Annotated in this window: 14 protein-coding genes; 2 read left to right on the top strand and 12 right to left on the bottom strand. The window is 69.7% G+C overall.

The features are described from left to right. Positions 1-34: 34 nt before the first annotated feature. From NM1_RS04600 to NM1_RS04545, 12 genes are all read right to left on the bottom strand, one after another. A complete protein-coding gene (locus NM1_RS04600) occupies positions 35-2,176 on the bottom strand; it encodes an MMPL family transporter (RefSeq protein WP_068014244.1) in 2,142 nt (713 codons plus the stop codon). Beyond that, positions 2,173-3,366, bottom strand: coding sequence for a peptide synthetase (locus NM1_RS04595; RefSeq protein ID WP_068014243.1), 1,194 nt, complete (start codon positions 3,364-3,366; stop codon positions 2,173-2,175). The genes NM1_RS04600 and NM1_RS04595 overlap by 4 nt, the downstream gene beginning before the upstream one ends. 22 nt (positions 3,367-3,388) lie before the next feature. After that, the gene (locus NM1_RS04590) at positions 3,389-4,429 is read right to left on the bottom strand and encodes an NAD-dependent epimerase/dehydratase family protein (protein ID WP_068014241.1); all 1,041 of its coding nucleotides are present in this window, start codon (positions 4,427-4,429) and stop codon (positions 3,389-3,391) included. A gap of 13 nt (positions 4,430-4,442) precedes the next feature. Next, the gene (locus tag NM1_RS04585; RefSeq protein ID WP_246011438.1) at positions 4,443-4,748 is read right to left on the bottom strand and encodes a hypothetical protein; all 306 of its coding nucleotides are present in this window, start codon (positions 4,746-4,748) and stop codon (positions 4,443-4,445) included. Next, a complete protein-coding gene (locus tag NM1_RS04580; protein WP_068014239.1) occupies positions 4,745-6,421 on the bottom strand; it encodes a fatty acid CoA ligase family protein in 1,677 nt (558 codons plus the stop codon). The genes NM1_RS04585 and NM1_RS04580 overlap by 4 nt, the downstream gene beginning before the upstream one ends. Positions 6,422-6,605: 184 nt before the next feature. After that, complete coding sequence (locus tag NM1_RS04575; protein WP_068014237.1) at positions 6,606-7,514, bottom strand: beta-ketoacyl-[acyl-carrier-protein] synthase family protein; 909 nt, start codon at positions 7,512-7,514, stop codon at positions 6,606-6,608. A gap of 11 nt (positions 7,515-7,525) precedes the next feature. Beyond that, positions 7,526-8,575 carry a 3-oxoacyl-ACP synthase III family protein gene (locus tag NM1_RS04570; protein ID WP_068014234.1) on the bottom strand — a complete coding sequence of 350 codons (1,050 nt, stop codon included), beginning with the start codon at positions 8,573-8,575 and terminating at the stop codon, positions 7,526-7,528. Between the two features lie 348 nt (positions 8,576-8,923). Then, a complete protein-coding gene (locus NM1_RS04565) occupies positions 8,924-9,673 on the bottom strand; it encodes an SDR family oxidoreductase (protein ID WP_068014232.1) in 750 nt (249 codons plus the stop codon). Between the two features lie 40 nt (positions 9,674-9,713). After that, positions 9,714-9,944: a DUF397 domain-containing protein gene (locus tag NM1_RS04560; protein ID WP_068014229.1), complete on the bottom strand. Its 231-nt coding sequence runs from the start codon at positions 9,942-9,944 to the stop codon at positions 9,714-9,716. 515 nt (positions 9,945-10,459) lie between these two features. Then, positions 10,460-11,578, bottom strand: coding sequence for a galactokinase (galK, locus tag NM1_RS04555; RefSeq protein WP_246011437.1), 1,119 nt, complete (start codon positions 11,576-11,578; stop codon positions 10,460-10,462). Then, the gene (galT, locus tag NM1_RS04550; RefSeq protein ID WP_068014282.1) at positions 11,575-12,645 is read right to left on the bottom strand and encodes a galactose-1-phosphate uridylyltransferase; all 1,071 of its coding nucleotides are present in this window, start codon (positions 12,643-12,645) and stop codon (positions 11,575-11,577) included. Before galT ends, galK begins: the two co-directional genes overlap by 4 nt. 185 nt (positions 12,646-12,830) lie before the next feature. Next, positions 12,831-13,232 (bottom strand): Rv1352/Rv1906c domain-containing protein, encoded by a 402-nt coding sequence (locus NM1_RS04545; protein ID WP_068014226.1) that lies wholly within the window; start codon positions 13,230-13,232, stop codon positions 12,831-12,833. A 205-nt stretch (positions 13,233-13,437) separates the two neighbouring features. Here NM1_RS04545 and NM1_RS04540 point away from each other — a divergent pair, with 205 nt between their 5' ends. Both NM1_RS04540 and NM1_RS44570 read left to right on the top strand, forming a co-directional pair. After that, a complete protein-coding gene (locus NM1_RS04540; protein WP_084519156.1) occupies positions 13,438-14,007 on the top strand; it encodes a sigma-70 family RNA polymerase sigma factor in 570 nt (189 codons plus the stop codon). Between the two features lie 127 nt (positions 14,008-14,134). Then, complete coding sequence (locus NM1_RS44570) at positions 14,135-16,231, top strand: N-acetylmuramoyl-L-alanine amidase (RefSeq protein WP_068014224.1); 2,097 nt, start codon at positions 14,135-14,137, stop codon at positions 16,229-16,231. Positions 16,232-16,276 lie beyond the last annotated feature (45 nt).

The raw sequence follows: 16,276 nt of genomic DNA, 5'->3' as shown, positions 1-16,276 counted from the left end.
AGACGAGCATGCCGGTCGCGGCGGCGCCGGTCGATTACCCGCCGGGTAATGGACCCGGCTCGCGTACGGCGCTTTCCGTTACGGTCGCGGAGACCACCCGCGGCCCGCCCGGCCACCAGTTCGCGGGGCCCATGAGCTGCACCAGCGCGGGCACCAGCAGCATGCGCACCAGCGTGGCGTCGATGATCAGCGCGATGATCATGCCGAGGCCGAGGAACCGCATCGGCGTCAGCGGCGACAGCGTGAAGGCGCCGGTGATGACGACGAGAAGCGTTGCCGCGGCGGTGATCACGCGAGCCGTCTTGACGATGCCGGTGCGGACGGCGTCCGCGGTGCCGGACCCGGCCTGATACGCCTCGGCCATTCGCGAAAGCAGGAACACCTCGTAATCGGTGGACAGCCCGAACACGACCGCGATGATCAGCACCATCATGCCCGCCGACAGCGGCCCGACGCTGACGTGCAGCGCCCCGGCCAGATGTCCCTGGGAGAAGATCCAGGTCAGCACGCCGAAGGTGGCCGCGAGGCTGACGAAGGCCATCGCGACGGCCTTCACCGGCAGCAGCGCCGACCGGAATGCGGCCAGCAGCAGGATCAGCGTGGCGGCGACCATCACCGCGATCATGAGCGGCATGCGGGACACGATGGCGCGCACGCTGTCGGCATTGGCGGCCGACTGCCCGCCGACCTGCAGCGTGATCCCTTCCGGCACCGGGAGTTTCCGGACCTCGGTGACGATATCGGTGGCCGGTTGCGACCGGTCCGGCACGTCGAGCGCGGCATGCAGGATGACGCCGTCGGGGGAGCGGCCCAACTCCTGCACCTGATGCACACCGGGCACCCCGGCAATCTCCCGGGTCAGCGCGGTCAGGGTCGCATGGCGGAAGGCGCCGTCGCCCCGGACGAGTACCGTGGCACCGCTGCTGGCCGCGGGGAAGTCCGCCGCGAGCTGTTCGACGGTGGTGCGCATCGGATTTCCCGCGGGCAGCGCCGTGTGGTCGACATCGCTGAGCCGGGCGCCGGTCAGCGGCATCGCGAGGGCGATCAGTAACGCGGTGATCGCGAGCGCCACGACACCCGGTCGCTTCAGCACCGCGTCCACGACCCGGCCCCAGAGTCGCGCCGCGCGCCGCTCGCCCCGCTCGAACGCGTCTGCGCGCCAACTCCATTTCCCGATCCGCGGACCGAGCAGCAGCAGTGCCGCGGGCAGTACGGTGAGCGACAGCAGCGCGGCCAGCACCACCGCGGCGATGGCGCCGAAGCCCAGCGAACGCAGCACCGCCTGCGGGAACACGAACGTCCCGGCGAACGCACATACCAGCAGCAGGGCCGAGAACGCCACGGTCCGTCCGGCGGTCGCCATCGTCCGCGTCACCGCATCGGGCACGTCGCGCCCGGCGGCGAGCTCCTCCCGGAATCTGCTGACCACGAAAAGCCCGTAGTCGATGGCCAATCCGAGGGCCAGCAGCGAGGCGATGTTCATCGCGAAGACGCTCACCTCGGTGCCGCGGGCGATCATCCCGACCGCGCCCAGCGAGCCGAGCATCGCGAGCACGCCGACCAGCACCGGCAGCGCGGCCGCGACGACGCCGCCGAACACCAGCACCAGGATCGCGAGAGTCACCGGCAGCGAGACGGATTCGGCGAGTACCAGGTCGTGGCGGGACTGATCGCTGATCTCGGCCGCCAGGGCGCTGAAACCGCTGAAACGGGTCTCCACACCCGGAACACGCAGTGCCGCTTCGATATCCGGGTAGGCCGCGATGCGTTCGTTGTCGTCCCCGGCGGCGAAGACCACGGCCAGCGCGTGGCGGCCGTCGGCCGAGCGCAGCAGCCCCTGCCGCGGTGGTGCGTTGTTCCAATAGGTTTCGACGCGCTGCGCCAGCAATCCGGGATCGATGCGATCCACGGCCTGTTGCACCTGCGGGCCGAGATCGGCCAGGGATCGGCCTTCGGGCACCGTGTACACGGCGATGACGTCCGGATTCTGCGGCCCGAGCCGTTCGTCCGCGATGCGGTCGACCAGGGCGGATTCGCTGCCCGGATCGGTGAATCCGGCGGCGCTGACCCGGCTCGGCAGGTCCGCGCCGAACAGCCCGCACAGCAGCGCGAATCCGATCGCGACGGCCAGCACGATTTTCGGCCGCGCCGCCACGGCCCGTGCCCAGGCCCTCATGCCACGGTCGAATCTCGGTGCGGCAGTTCGGCCTCGAGGGTGTCGGTGATCCGGTCGAGCAGCGCCTCCAGCCGGTCCTCGAGGCCGCGGCCGTTGCGCGCCGACACCGTGAGCTCGGTGCGCCCGCCCGATTCCACCATCCCGAACAGCAGCGGCATCGCCACGCTGTGCTGCGGCAGCACCCGCACCGAGGTCGGGGCGAATCCGGGCACGCGGAGCGTGTCGAGATCGAAGCGGCCCATGTGGGAGACGGTGGCCGAGGCCAGGTTCCGGCCGAATCGCGAGCCCAGCCAGTTGGTGGTGCGCAGGATCGCGCGGCCGACCGGCTGCGGCAGGTCGGCCATCCCGCTCGCGGCCATCTGGTTCAGCTCGCGGCGTTCCCGCAGCCCGATTCGCTTCTCGGCGTTGATCTGTTGCCAGTCCTGACCGGGCGCCACGTCCAGGAACAGCGGCAGCGCGAGGTTCGCGGTGGACCGCAGCTGCGGGTCGTGGCGGCGCAGATCGACCGGGACCATGATGCGCTGCACCGACCCGGCCTCCGCCGCGAGCAGTGCGGCGACCCGCGCCACCGCACCCGACCCGGTGGCGTGAATCGTGCGGTGCCGCAGCAGATGCCGAGCGCTGTCGCGCTCCTGGCGCCCGTGCCCGATCGCGGACCGGAACTTCGGCAGCATGGGCGTCGGGCGGCCGGGCGCCCCGACCGTGCGTACCAGTTCCCGATCGGCGACGGGATCCGGCATGGGCCGCAGTGATTCGCCGCGCAGTGCGCGAAACACGTTGTCGGCCCACAGCACCATGCCCATGCCGTCCATGACGCCGTGGAACACCCGGAACACCACGGATACCGGGACACCCGTCAGCAGCAGGACCTCGCACGTGGTCTCCGGCCTCGGCCCGATCGGGCTGGTGAGTACCGGATCCGCCTCCAGCCGTGGGTAGTTCACCGTGTGTCCGGGGACCTCCCGCACCGCCGGGGCCACGCCGCTGTCCACCCAGTACCGTCCGTCGCGGACCAGCCGCGCCCCCGGGCAGGCGTCGGCGGCGGTGGCGACGGCCCGGCGCAGTGCCTCCGCGTCGAGCGTGCCCGTGCCCTGGAACTCCAGCTGCATCAGGAAGGGCGGCGCCATATCCCGCATGGGGAAGTACATGCGCTCGGTCGGGGAGATGCGGCGACGGAAGACGTTGTTCATGAGGGGCTCCTGGGGCGATCGGTCAGCGCAGGCCGCGGGTGAGTTCGGTGACGCCGCCGACGGTGTCGAGCCAGGCCAGGAACTCCGCGAGGCCGCGATCGCGATCGACGATCGGCCGATACCCGAAGTCCCGGGTGGCGGCGGCGGTGTCGTAGGTGGCGGTGCGGGTCATCAGCGCCACCGCGTAGCGCGAGAGCGGGGGAGACCAGCGGCGCGCGACGGCGGGGATGCGCCATACGGTCTCGATGGCCGCGACGACGGCATCGATCACCCGCGGGTCCGGGGTGCGGCTGGGCGGCGGATAGCCGAGCCCGCCCGCGACCTCGGCGAGGAAGGCCCAGACGTTCGTCTGCTCGGCGTCGGCGATGAAATACGGTTTCCCGCCTACCTTGTCGGACCCGGCGGCCTTGATGCAGGCGTCCACGATGTTGTCGACGTGGCACAGCGACGCGTAGACGTCGCGACCGAAGGACAGATCCGGCAGCTTGCCGTCGGCGGTGCGGCCCAGCAGCCGCACGATCGGCCCGGACCGGTCACCGGCACCCCAGATCGCTCGCGGACGCAGCGCGCAGGTCGTGAAATCCGGTGCGTCGGCGTCCAATACGGCCCGCTCGGCCGCCGCCTTGGTCTCCGAGTACAGGTTCAGGTAGCGCCGCGGATAGGGGACCGATTCGTCGACGTCCACCTGGTCGCCCCCGTCGCGGTCCATGAGCGCGCTGGGGCTCGAGATGAACACGAAACGCGACGCCTTCGCCCGCCGCGCCGACTCCAGCAGCCGCTGGGTGCCCCGCACGTTCTCGTTCCAGAACTGTGCCCGGGTGCCGCGCTCGTCGACCCGTGCGGCGCTGTGGAATACGACGTCGACCCCGGTGGTCGCGCGCGCCAGCGACGTCTCGTCGGCGAGGTCGCCGTAGACGACCTCGACGCCGTCCAGGTCGCCCAGGCCACGCAGATTACTGGTCGGCCGGGCCAGCACCGCGACCTTGTACTCGCCGTCCCGCATCAGCCGCCGCACCAGGGCGCCGCCGAGGAATCCGGACGCGCCGGTTACCAGAGCCTTCATCGATTCTCCTGAACTACGCTGTGCCAGAGCCGGTTCGGTGGCCACTGTCTTGGGGCGATGCCTGTGTTCGCCACCATGTGAGGCCGAATATCTGGGTCAGCACCGCCGTTTCGATCCGCGACCGCCCGCTGCCCTCCGCCGCCCGCAGCGCCGCGGGAATCTGTGCGGCGTGCACGACGATGCTGAGGAACGCATCGATCCACCACACGATCCGCAGGACTCGGTTCCGCGGCGCCTTGCCCGCCACGGCGGCCAGCAACCCGGCGATGAGATAGATCCAGCCGAGCGCCGGAACGGCCCGCAGGGCAGTGGTTCTCACGAGTTCGCCCCCGTCGTCTGTGCCGCCGCCCATTCCGCGAGCTGTTCGCGGCCGATCTTGGCGTTGTGCCGGATGTCGACCGGGAACGAGGGATGGAACAGGAACTCCGAAACGGGTGCGGTGAGGTCGAATTCGGCGCCGCGGTTCTTCAGCGCCAGCGCGACGGTGGTCTGGTCGGCGCCCGGCTCCAGCTCGACGCACAGCACCGGCCGCTGCGCGCCGCGCGGGCCCACGCCCACCAGCGCGCTGCGCACCACCCCCGGCACCACGTTGAACACCTGCTCGACCTGCACGGTGAACATGAGTCCCGCCGCGGTGGCGACCCGCTGACTCTTGCGTCCGCAGAACCAGATTCGGCCCGCGTCGTCGATCCACGCCAGGTCTCCCGTGCGATGCCAGATCACGTCCCCGTCGGCGATCTTGCCGGTGGCGTTCGCCGCCCGCGGCCAGTAGTAGCGGGTGCTGACGTTCGGTCCCGCGACGACCAGCTCGCCGATGCCGCGTGTCGAATCCAGCTCGCCCGCACGCGCTTCGGCGTCGGCCCAGGCCGGAATCGGGTCATCGGTGACGGCGACCACGCGTGCCCGCACCCCTTGGGCGGGCCGCCCGATGCAGGTGCCGTCTCCGCGGTGGGCGCGGTCGGCCAGTCCGTCGGCCAGCTCCCGGGATTCGACGGTCGACATCGGCAGCGCCTCGGTCGAACCGTATCCGGCGAATATCCGCACGTCCGGGTCCAGCACTTCCCGCAGCCCGGAGATGCACCAATCCGGTACGGGTGCACCGCCGGAATAGATGCTCCGTAGCGTGGGCAGTGCCGCGCCGGTCCGCCGCAGCTGCCGCAGCAGCGGAATCAGCACCGCGGGCGAGGCGAACATCGTGCGCACGCCGAACCGGGCGATCGCGTCGGCGATATGCGCCGGATCGGTGGAGCCGACCTTGCTGGGAATCAGCGGCGGTAGCACGCACCGGGATCCGAGCAGCAGATCCAGGATCCCCACCAGCGGCAGCGTGATCAGCGAGGTGCCCGGCGGCACGTGGTCGCGGGCCGCGTCCACCTGCTCGACCATCGCCGAGAGGTTGCCGTGGGTGAGTTCGACGGCCTTCGCCGGACCCGTGCTGCCGGTCGTGAACGCGATCAGCAGCGGGTCCGCGTCGGGGGCCGGGGCGCGGACGGGCAGGCTGCCCGTGGGTGTCCGGCCCCAGCCGCGCAGCGTGGCGCCACCCCAGAACCAGCGCCGCCCCACCGTCACCGGCACCCGCACGCCGCGGAAGTACCGGCGGAACAGGACGCGGGCGGCATGGGCCTGCGGGATCCCGATGAACGCCTCGGCGTCGGCGGCCTGCAGGCAGCGCAGCATCTTGCGCAGCCCCATACCCGGATCGATGACGACCGGCACGGCACCGATCTTCAACAGCCCCAGCATGATCGCGTACAGCTCGGGGCTGGGCAGCACCAGCACGATCGTGCGGGTACCGCTGGAAACGCCTGCCCGCGTGAGTCGTTCGGCGACCGCGTCGGACCAGGCATCGAGTTCGCGGTAGGTGAGCTGCTGGTAACTGGGCAGCCCATCGGTGGCCGTGCCGGAGGCGAAGAACACCGCCTCCCGGTCCGGTTCGGCCGCCACGACCGCCCAGAACCGATCGACGGCCCGCCAGTAGGTGCCCGCGGTCACGCCGCGTCCTGCCACGAGGCGCAGCGGCGGGAACCCGCGGCGGCACAGGCGGGCCCCGCTGCGCCGGTCACCGGCCTCGTGGCCGACACCCGGGCCGCGAGGCTGCCGACGACCGCACCTTGCCGCCGCTCGGTTCCGTCGTATGCGGAGCCGCGTTGTGCCCTCGACCCGCTCGCGCGCTCGCTCACGCCGGCGCCCCGACGGGAGCGGGCAGCCGGTACAGCACCGCCGCGGCCGACGGCCCGGAACCCGCGGCGACGAACAGCACCGTGGTGTATCCGCCGAGCGAATCCTCCTGCACCGCAAGGTCATAGGCCAGCGGCAGCGCGGCGGTGTGTGGATCGCCCGCCGCCAGGTCCGGGGTGCGAACCGTCGCGATCCCCAGCTTGTCGGCCAGCCGTCGCGGGAATGTCGGGCTCGGCGTCGAGGCGATCACCACGGTCGTCGCCGGATCGATGTCACCGGCCTCGTCCAGCGCGGCCAGTGCCACCTGGGCCGCGGCGTCCAGCAGCCGCTCCTCGAATCCCGGCTCCTGCTCGACCGTCATCAGCGTGCGGCCGACCGTGCCCATCGTGGCCACGTCGACGTACGACTCGACCGCGGGGCTGCCGTCGCCGGTCGCGGTGTGCACGCGGCCGAAGCCCTCGTCCTCCTCGGTGCGCTCCAGCAGCAGTGCGGCACCCGCTGTGGCATAGGGGAATTCGTCGTCGGCCTCCGATCGGGCCAGCGACGGGTGGGTGTCGCCGGAGACCACCAGCACGTGCTCGGCGCTGCCGGTCTCCAGCACCGACTGCGCCACCTGCACCGCGTTGAGCACGCCGACCGCGCCGTTCATCAGGTCGAAGGAGAACGACCGGGGATCGCCGTAGGAGTAGTCGAGCCCGATCCCGGCGGACTTCTGGATCAGCGCCGAGACGGCCGGTTCCACGGTGTTGGAATCCCGGAAGACCCCGGCGTTGATGAGCACGCCGACCTGGTCGGGCCGCACCCCGGCCCGCTCCAGGCTGCGCCGCGCCGCCCGGCCGCTGTGGTCCACGATGCTGAAAGTGTCGCTGTCGCGGCTGATTCCGGTGGATTTGATGCGCACGCCCATGGCAAGAACCCCTAGACCTTCAGAGACGAAATCGTGGTGGACAGGAACCCGCCGACGACGCCGGAGGCCGCCGGAACCAGCAGCAGCTTCGACCCGGCCGGAATCTCCTGGCGGCTCAGGTAGTCGTGCAGCACGATGAAATGCGAAGTGCTGGAGGTATTTCCGTACTTCGAGATGACATTGAGATCCGGCGGCATCGGCGTACCGAACTCGCGCTCGGCGATCGCGTTCATGTACGGAATCGCGGCCGCGCCGAACTGATGGTGGACGATGTAGTCGAACTTCTCCTCGGCGAAGGTGGTTCCGCGCCGGGCGTAGAACTCCCGCTGCGTATCGGTCCACCCCAGGAACCGGTCCTCGTTGTGCATCTTCCGGTTGTCGGTGTAGAGCGCCACGCCCTGTGATTTGTCACTGGGCATACCGAGGCACAGGTGCGAGAACTCCGACGCCGTCACCAGTTCGACGTAGTCGATCCGGTCGCGCTCGTCGACCGAGCGATCCAGCACCACGGCCGCCCCGGAATCGCCCACGGTCAGCGACGCGAATTGCAGATCGTATTTTTCGGAAATTTCCTCGACCGCCGTTTCGGCGATCGGAGTAATGGCTTCACCGCTGACCACCAGGCCGTTGCGAACAATTCCGGCGCGAATCATCCGATCCAGAATGTAGGTACCGGTGAGCATGCCCGCGCAGGCATTGGAAAGATCGAAAGTAATGGCCTTCCCGGCACCGATCTGCTTGGCGATGGACGAGGAGAACGAGGGCTCCATGTACATGCGGGTGCCGTCCTTGCTGCGCGTGATCGAGGTCGAGATGACCACGTCCAGCTCGACCGGAGCATACTGTGACCTGGACAAACAGTCCTCGGCCGCCTTGATGGCAAGGCTGAAGGAATCCTCGCGGGACTCCGGGCGGGTGTCGTGCACGCGCCGTTCCTGCACGCCTGTGATCTTTTCGAGATCGAAGGCCGGCGGCACCTTCAGTCGCGACAGCAACTCTGCTGTGGTGACGCGTTTTTCGGGCAGATATGCGCCGATGGATTCGAAGCGGGAATGCGACACGTCGCCTCCTGAAAATGAGTGACGATTGCTATCGGAATTTGGGACGAGCAACGATGCTACCCAACGGTAACTAGTCCGCCGACCGACCGCATCCGCCATTCACCGCCCGCCGTCTGGGACGGTAAATATGTGTAACGTGAAGTTTCACATAGGAGCCATCTTCTGGCTACGCGCCGATTTCGGCTGCCATCGGGCCCGGTTCGCCGATGGCCGGGCGGGCGCGGGACGCCCGGCAAACGCACGGATATCGAAGCCGTGGTGAACATTCACATTGAATGGTTCGGGCAAATTGTGAGAGACCTCACCGAATGCCACCGATTACGCGTTCGCGACCGTTTGGCGCACTGCTCAACCGAGTCGCGCGATGATTGTGCGCGGCAACAGGGGGAGTGCGAGATTCAGCGCGCGCCAAGGCCATTGCGGTACACACGCGCGCACCGGCTCGCGCTCGATCGCGGCGACCATCGACGCGACGCCCTTATCCATCGGCGTCACCAGCTTGGCGTCCCCGGCCTTGGCCGCCATATCGGTGGCGATGAATCCGGGCTGAACGGTCGTCACCGCCAAGGGGCCGCGGCGCAGCTCGGTTGCCAGCCCCTCGCCGAGGGCGGTGAGTCCGGCCTTGCTGGCGGAGTAGGCGGCCTTCTTCCCCGGCAGCCCGCGCACCGCGCTCATCGAGGAGATCAGCACCAGATGCCCGGAGTTCTGCTCCCGGAAGATCTGCAGGGCCGCCTCCGCCTGCGCGAGCGCGCTGACGAAATTCGTTGTGGCCGTCGCGATATTGGCGTCGGCGCGGCCGGTGCCGAGCACCGCGCCCTTGCCCAGGCCCGCATTGACGACGACCCGGTCCAGTCCGCCGAGTTCGTCGCGGAGTTCGGCGAATACGACCGGCACCGCGGCGTGATCGTCGACATCGAGCGCGCGGACGGCGACGGTGATGCCGGGGTGTGCCTCGAGCAGTTCGTCGCGCAGCTGCTCCAGATTGCCGAGCCGGCGCGCGCAGAGCGCGAGATCGCGTCCTTGTTTCGCGAATTCGCGGGCCATACCCGCGCCGAGTCCCGAACTCGCTCCGGTGATGAGGATCCTGCGCCTGGTCATGCGCCAACACTAATCGGGTCGGCGCACGACCGATCGACGTCTACATCAGGTCGTCGAATTCTCCGGCGCGGCACCCTTGGATCCACGCGGCGAGTTCGGCGCGGGTGAACACCAGGGTGCCCGCCTCCGGCCGATTGCTGTTGCGGACGGCCACCGTGGTGTCGGGCAGGGGTGCGCATTCCACGCAGTTACCGTCCGGCCCGCTGAAACTGGACTTACGCCAACTGGTCGCGGGCAGCCCGGCGATGCGGGCCGCGTCCGACTCGGTCATGACTACCTCCAAGACAGGGTTTTCGATGTGCGCTGGTTGCGATGTGCGCGGCGACATTGCCTTGCGACAGAGGCCGGTCGCCCAGGTGGCAGCGGCCTCGATCCCCCTGGCTCAACTGGCGCAAGAACTGAGTAACCATTGGCAGTCGAGCTAATCGCGTCCTCACCGTACGTTCTGAATTCGGATAGCTGTAGGGTATTCGCCGAATTCGCAGGTTCATGACCCGGCAGGTGGGGGCGCCTTCCGGGGTGTTTGCCGGGGTCGCTCAGCGGCGATGTGGTTGCGGGAAGGATGCCACCGCTCGGTTGGGAGCGACGTAGTCCGACGTCAGAGCCTTTCCATCGAAGTGACCACCGTTTGCCGACGGGCGAGCGGAGGTCGTTCCCGGGCCGTTCTGCACGCACAGGTGTCGTTGCATCTGACCGTGCAGAAGATTCCCGAGAATTCGCTGGATTCGCAGACTAATTCCTCTGTCGTGACACAGAACGGCACCGGGAATACCGTGAATTCGGTTTTCAGGACACCCGGCGCGCACCGGCCGACGGCACCGCGACGAACGTGCGCGGCTCGGCGAAACCAGCCGCGCGGAACCCTTTCTCTATCGCCGCTGCGATCTGCTCGGTGCTGTCTGCGTCGGTCAGGGCAATGATGCTGCCGCCGAATCCGCCGCCCACCATCCGTGCGCCGTGCGCGCCCGCGGCCAGCGCGGTCTCGACCGCGGTGTCGAGCTGCGGGGTGGAGATCTCGAAGTCGTCGCGCAGGGAGCCGTGCCCGTCGGTGAGGGTCGGCCCGATCGCGCGCGGATCCCCACCGCCGCGCAGCGCCGCGACCACCGCCAGCACCCGGGCGTTCTCGGTGACGATGTGGCGGGCACGCCGGCGCAGCACCGGATCGGCGATGCGCTCGACCTCGGCGGCCTCGGTGACCTCGCGCAGCGACCGCACCCCGAGCGCCGCCGCGGCCTGCTCGCATTCGGTGCGCCGCTTGCCGTAACCGCCGTCGACCAGCTGGTGGGGAGTGTTGGTGTCGACCACCAGCAGCTCCAGTCCGGTCGCGGTCAGGTCGAACGGGACCTGCGCGTGCTCGCCCTTGCCGAAGTCGAGGAACAGTGCGTGTCCGGCCGTGCACAGCACCGAGGCGGACTGGTCCAGGGTGCCGGTGGCGGCGCCGACATAGGAGTTCTCCGCCGCGCGGCCGATATCTATGAGCTCGGCATCGGTGACCGGCAGCGCGAACAGGTCGCGCAGCGCGATCGCCACCGAACACTCCACCGCCGCCGAGGACGAGAGTCCCGCGCCGACCGGCACCGCGCCGTCCAGGTCCAGGACGACCCCCGGGATCCGGTGCCCGCGGCGGGCGTATTCGTGCACGACGCCGAGCGGATACCGGGCCCAGCCCTCGGTGGACGACGTCGCGAGCCCGGCGATCGGTTCGTCCACCAACTCGCCGGGATGCTGGCGCGAGGTGACCCGGACCTGCCCGTCCGCGCCGGCGGCGGCCGCGCAGGTGACCGCCTGCGGCAGGGCGATCGGCAGCGCGTAGCCGTCGTTGTAGTCGGTGTGCTCGCCGATGATATTGACTCGTCCGGGCGCCGCCCAGACTCCCTGCCGCACCGGCGATCCGCTCGCGGTCACCGCACCTCCCGCAATTCGGCCGCCACCGTCTCCGGGGTGGTGTCGCTGATGAAGACGTTCATGCCGGATTCCGAACCGGCCAGGTACTTCAGTTTTCCGGCCGCCCGGCGGATCGAGAACAGCTGCAGGTGCAGCCACCAATCCTCGCGCGGCACACCGGATTTCGGAGTCGGCGCCTGGTTCCAGGCGGCGATGTAGGGCATCGGGGTGTCGAAGCGGCGCGCGAACCGTTGCAGCACATCGAGATACAGCTCCGCGAAGCCGTCGCGCTGTGCCTCGTCGAGTTCTGGGATATCGGCGACCCGCCGGTGCGGATACAGCTGAATCTCGTACGGCCAGCGTGCGAACGGCGGGACGTAGGCCGTCCACTCCTCGTTGGCGGCGACCACGCGCACACCGGACGCGCGCTCGGCGGCCAGCAAATCGCCGAACAGGTTGCCGCCGTGCGAATTCCGGTACCGCGCCACATTCTCCGAGATCTTGGCGACGCGCGGTGTCACGAACGGGTAGGCGTAGATCTGCCCGTGCGGATGCGACAGCGTCACCCCGATCTCCTCGCCGTGGTTCTCGAAGCAGAAGACCTGACCCACGCCGTCCAGGTCGGCGAGTTCGGCGGTGCGGTGGGCCCACACGTCGACGACCAGCCGCGCCCGCCGCCGATCCAGCCGCGCGAACGAACTGTCGTGCACGCTGGTGAAACACACCACCTCGCAGCGGCCGTAGCCGTCGCGCAGCGGTGTCGGCGGCGAACCCTCCACGGTCCCGGGCAGTTCCACGTGACCGGTGGACAGCGAGGGGAAACGATTCTCGAAAACCGCCACCTGGTAATCGGATTCGGGAATCTCGGTGGCCCGGTCCGGGGTGGACGGGCACAGCGGGCAGAGGTCCGCGGGCGGGAGGAAGGTCCGGGTCTGCCGGTGCGAGGCGATCACGACCCATTCGCCCAGCAGGGGATCGAAGCGGCGCTGGGAGTGGGTGGTGGTGTGCGGCAGATCGCGGGTGTCGGTCGCGGTGTGCGGTACTCCGGGATCCTCGTCGAAGTACAGGATCTCCCTGCCGTCTGCCAGCTGCCGGCGGGTGGTGATCACAGCGCCCGGACCGGGGTGGGCGTGCGGTCGGGTGGCGGCGGTGCCATGACAACCTCCGATGGATGCGCGACAGACTCAGCCGGACAGTACACCGGATCAGTGTGAGCGCTCACATCGGGTGGATCGGAGAGGCGCGGCGCCGCGCGTGGCGGCGCCGCGAGAACTCAGTACTCGCTACCGAACGATCCGCCGGGTCCGTAGGAGCCGGTGGGCGGCGGCGCGGGCATCATGACCCAGGGGCCGCAGTTGGTGGCCTGGAACGCGACGTCGCCCGCCTTGATCAACACCCGGACCGGGCTGACCTTGGTGTGGTCGCTGGCGATGACGAACTGGTTGGGATCGGTGTCGCCCGGTTCCGGCACCTTCCTCATGCGCTGCCAGAAGCAGCCGTGGGCGGGGTCCGGCGTCCCCGGTGCCTGATAGATGCCGGGCAGGATATCGATACCCACCCGGTACAACCCGTCCCCGGGCATGGCCGTCGCCGGTTGGGCGGCGGCCATGCCGGATCCGAGCATGGTCGCCGCGGACGCCACGGCGCCCGCGATCACAAACGTGCGTCCACGCACGGCGGTCCTCCTCGAGCTCACGTCCGGGCCACCGGTCGGTACGGGCGGCCCTCGGAAGATCCCCGTGTCCTCCGGGGGTCCGGTCTATCAGAGTTCGCCGGACCGGTTGGTCGAATTCGTGAGATTTGTGGTGATGCACCAACCTCGCGGAAATTGGTGTGGCGCCGACGATGCCGTTCCGCGGAGTTCTCGCGATATTCCTGGCATGAGAGGCCCCCGCTCCATCCCCCGCAACCGCGATACCGCGTGCGGCGCCCGGTGCGCGCGACTGTGCACCCAGGCCGGACTGGCCGCGGTGCTCGCGTCCGATCAGGGGCTGCTGCACTGGCGGGCGATGCGACGGCTCGGTGACACCGGGCTGGCGGAACATGCCGTGCAGGAGACGCTGCTGCGGGCCTGGCGCAGCTGCGCCACCTACGATCCGGACAAGGGCAGCGTGCGCACCTGGCTGCTGTCGATCGAGCGCAATGTCCTCACCGATATCGGCCGCATGCGCGCCGTGCGCCCGGCCGAGACCAGCTGGGACGACTTCGAGGAGATGCTCGACCCGCGCTTCGCCCGGCCGGACTTCACCGACACGCTGGCCGACGGGCTGCTGGTCTCCGAGCTGCTGCAGCGGCTGCCCGATCCGCAGCGGGATGCGGTCGTTCAGGTGATCCTGCGCGACCGCGCTTACCGGGATGTTGCTGAGGATCTGGGCGTGCCGGTCGGTACCGTCAAGACGCGCGTGCATTATGCGCTGCAGTCACTGCGTCAATTGCCGCGTGGGGCCTGACGCACGGGGTAACGGTTCGATAACTGTGCTTGCGTGATGAGATTCACGTTGCAAGAGTGAACCACTGGGTTTGGTGTTACTAGTGGGAAGGGAGGGGCGTTCCCTGTCTGGGGAGCGCCGTCCGAACATGAAGCCAAGCATCGTCAAGGCCGGTCTCAGCCTCGCCGTCACGGCCGCGGCGCTCGCACCATCCGCCGGGCTCTTCCCGGCGGCCGCAGTCGCCACCCCGACCGACCCGGACATGGCGACCAAGCTCGCCGGTAAGACGGTGTTCCTGGATCCGGGTCATCAGGGGCCCAATCACACCGAGGACCTCCTCCGCCCTGTCGCCAACGGCCGCGGCGGCACCAAGGAGTGTCAGACCTCGGGCATGACCACCATCAACGGCGTGCCCGAACACACCATCGCGTGGAATGTCTCGCAGCTGGTCAAGCAGTCGCTGGAGGCGATGGGCGCCCGGGTGGTGCTCAGTCGCCAGGACGATACGGGCTGGGGTGGCTGCGTCGACGAGCGCGCCGCGGCGGCCAACCGATCGGGGGCCGATGTCGCGATCAGCATTCACGCCGACGGTGCGCCCGCGCAGAACCGCGGCTTCCACCTGATCGTTCCGGAACTTCCGATCCCCGATCCCAAGGCCGACCAGGTGCAGTCCGGGGCGGGGCTGTCGGCGACCAAGGTGGTCCGCGATGCCTATCTGCAGGGCGGATTCTCGCCCGCCACCTACGGCGGTGCGGTCGACGGGCTGCAGACCCGCGCCGATATCGCCGGGCCCGCGTTGACCCAGGTGCCGGATGTGTTCCTGGAGATGGGCAACGGCGCCAATGCCGACGATGCCGCACTCCTGGAATCCAAGGAGGGGCAGCTGAAGCACGCGGTCGCCATCGCGACCGGGCTGGCCGGGTACCTGCTCGGCGTCGGCGGCTCCCCGCTGCCGTCCGGTTCGGCCGACGGCCGTGCGGCGGCGCATACCGTTCCGGGACAGGAGAATTCGCTCCCGGGGACGGCCGGGTCGGCTAATGAGTCCACACCGGGCCAGTCGGCGGGATCGGGCCAGACAGGCGGAGTGGACCAGGCCCTGCCCGGCGGTGCGTCCACGCCCGGTGCAGCAGGGCAGACGGTGCCGGGTGGTCAAGGCGCGCCCGGCGGATCGGGGCAGTCGCTGCCCGGCGGTCAGGCGGCGTCCGGTGCGACAGGGCAGACGTCGCCCGGCGGTGAGCTCACGCCAGGCACGCAGATGACGCCGGGTGGCCCAAGCGTGCCGGGGCAGCAGTTGCCCGGTGGTCAGGCGGCATCCGGGGCGACGGGCCAGACGTTGCCCGGCGGTGAGCCCACGCCTGGTACGGCAGGTTCGACGTCGCCTGGTGCGGCCGGGCAGACGCTGCCCGGTGGGCAGGCGGCATCCGGGGCGGCCGGGCAGGCATTGCCCGGTGGTGCGGCCACACCCGGTGCGGCTGGGTCGCCGTCGCCTGATGGGCAAGCTTTGCCTGGTGGGGCGGGGCAGACGCTGCCGGGCGGATCGGGGCAGGCGCTGCCCGGTGGGCAGGCGCGGGCGCTGCCGGGTGCGGCGGAGCAGCCGCTGCCGGACGGGTCCGGTCGGATCGCACCCGGGGGGACGGTTCCGGGTGCGGCGCAGAACTCCCTCGGGAGCTATACGCCGGGTACGTCTCCGACCTCGTCGTCGCCCAATGCGAACACGGCGCCGAATGCCTCCACCCCCGGCACGTCCGGATACTCCGGCACAGCTCCGGGCGGCACCTCCCCGATGGGCACCGGTACTTCTCCGATGGGCACCGGCCCCTCCACCGGCGGATTGCTGCCGGGCCAGGCGGGCACCGGAACCCAGACCAGCCCCGATTCGTCGGCGGGCACACTCGTCACCACCGCGATGCAGCTGCTGCTCCCGCTGGCCGAGTCGCTGGGCATGGAGGACGCGACGGTCAACTCCCAGTTGATCAACCTGGCCTACACCTTGGTCTCCACCTTGATGGGCCCGGGAACCTCGGGCGACCCGAGCAACCAGAACAGCCAGAATCTCCCTGGCGGCCAAGGTCTCCCAGGCGGTCAGGGCCTCCCGGATGGCCGGAGCGCACCGGGCACCCAGAGCGTCCCAGGTGGCCAGGGCACGCCCGGCTCCCAGACCTCACCCGGTCACCAGAGTTCCCCCGGTTACCAGACCGCACCCGGCAGCCAGAGCACTCCCGGCAGCCAGAACTCACTGCGGTAGGCCGGAGTGCTTCGGGCAGCCAGAGTGCTCTGGCCAGCCAGAAGT

The organism is Nocardia mexicana NBRC 108244, from assembly GCF_001613165.1.
Lineage (GTDB): Bacteria > Actinomycetota > Actinomycetes > Mycobacteriales > Mycobacteriaceae > Nocardia > Nocardia mexicana.
Note: the sequence above shows the minus strand (reverse complement) of the source record. Positions and strands in the feature narration are given on the sequence as shown.

Excerpts from the sequence above, each read along its gene's own strand:
- NM1_RS04600 (WP_068014244.1), bottom strand. The coding sequence starts at position 2,176 with ATGAGGGCCTGGGCACGGGCCGTGGCGGCGCGGCCGAAAATCGTGCTG.
- NM1_RS04595 (WP_068014243.1), bottom strand. The coding sequence starts at position 3,366 with ATGAACAACGTCTTCCGTCGCCGCATCTCCCCGACCGAGCGCATGTAC.
- NM1_RS04590 (WP_068014241.1), bottom strand. The coding sequence starts at position 4,429 with ATGAAGGCTCTGGTAACCGGCGCGTCCGGATTCCTCGGCGGCGCCCTG.
- NM1_RS04575 (WP_068014237.1), bottom strand. The coding sequence starts at position 7,514 with ATGGGCGTGCGCATCAAATCCACCGGAATCAGCCGCGACAGCGACACT.
- NM1_RS04565 (WP_068014232.1), bottom strand. The coding sequence starts at position 9,673 with ATGACCAGGCGCAGGATCCTCATCACCGGAGCGAGTTCGGGACTCGGC.
- NM1_RS04560 (WP_068014229.1), bottom strand. The coding sequence starts at position 9,944 with ATGACCGAGTCGGACGCGGCCCGCATCGCCGGGCTGCCCGCGACCAGT.
- NM1_RS04540 (WP_084519156.1), top strand. The coding sequence starts at position 13,438 with ATGAGAGGCCCCCGCTCCATCCCCCGCAACCGCGATACCGCGTGCGGC.
- NM1_RS44570 (WP_068014224.1), top strand. The coding sequence starts at position 14,135 with ATGAAGCCAAGCATCGTCAAGGCCGGTCTCAGCCTCGCCGTCACGGCC.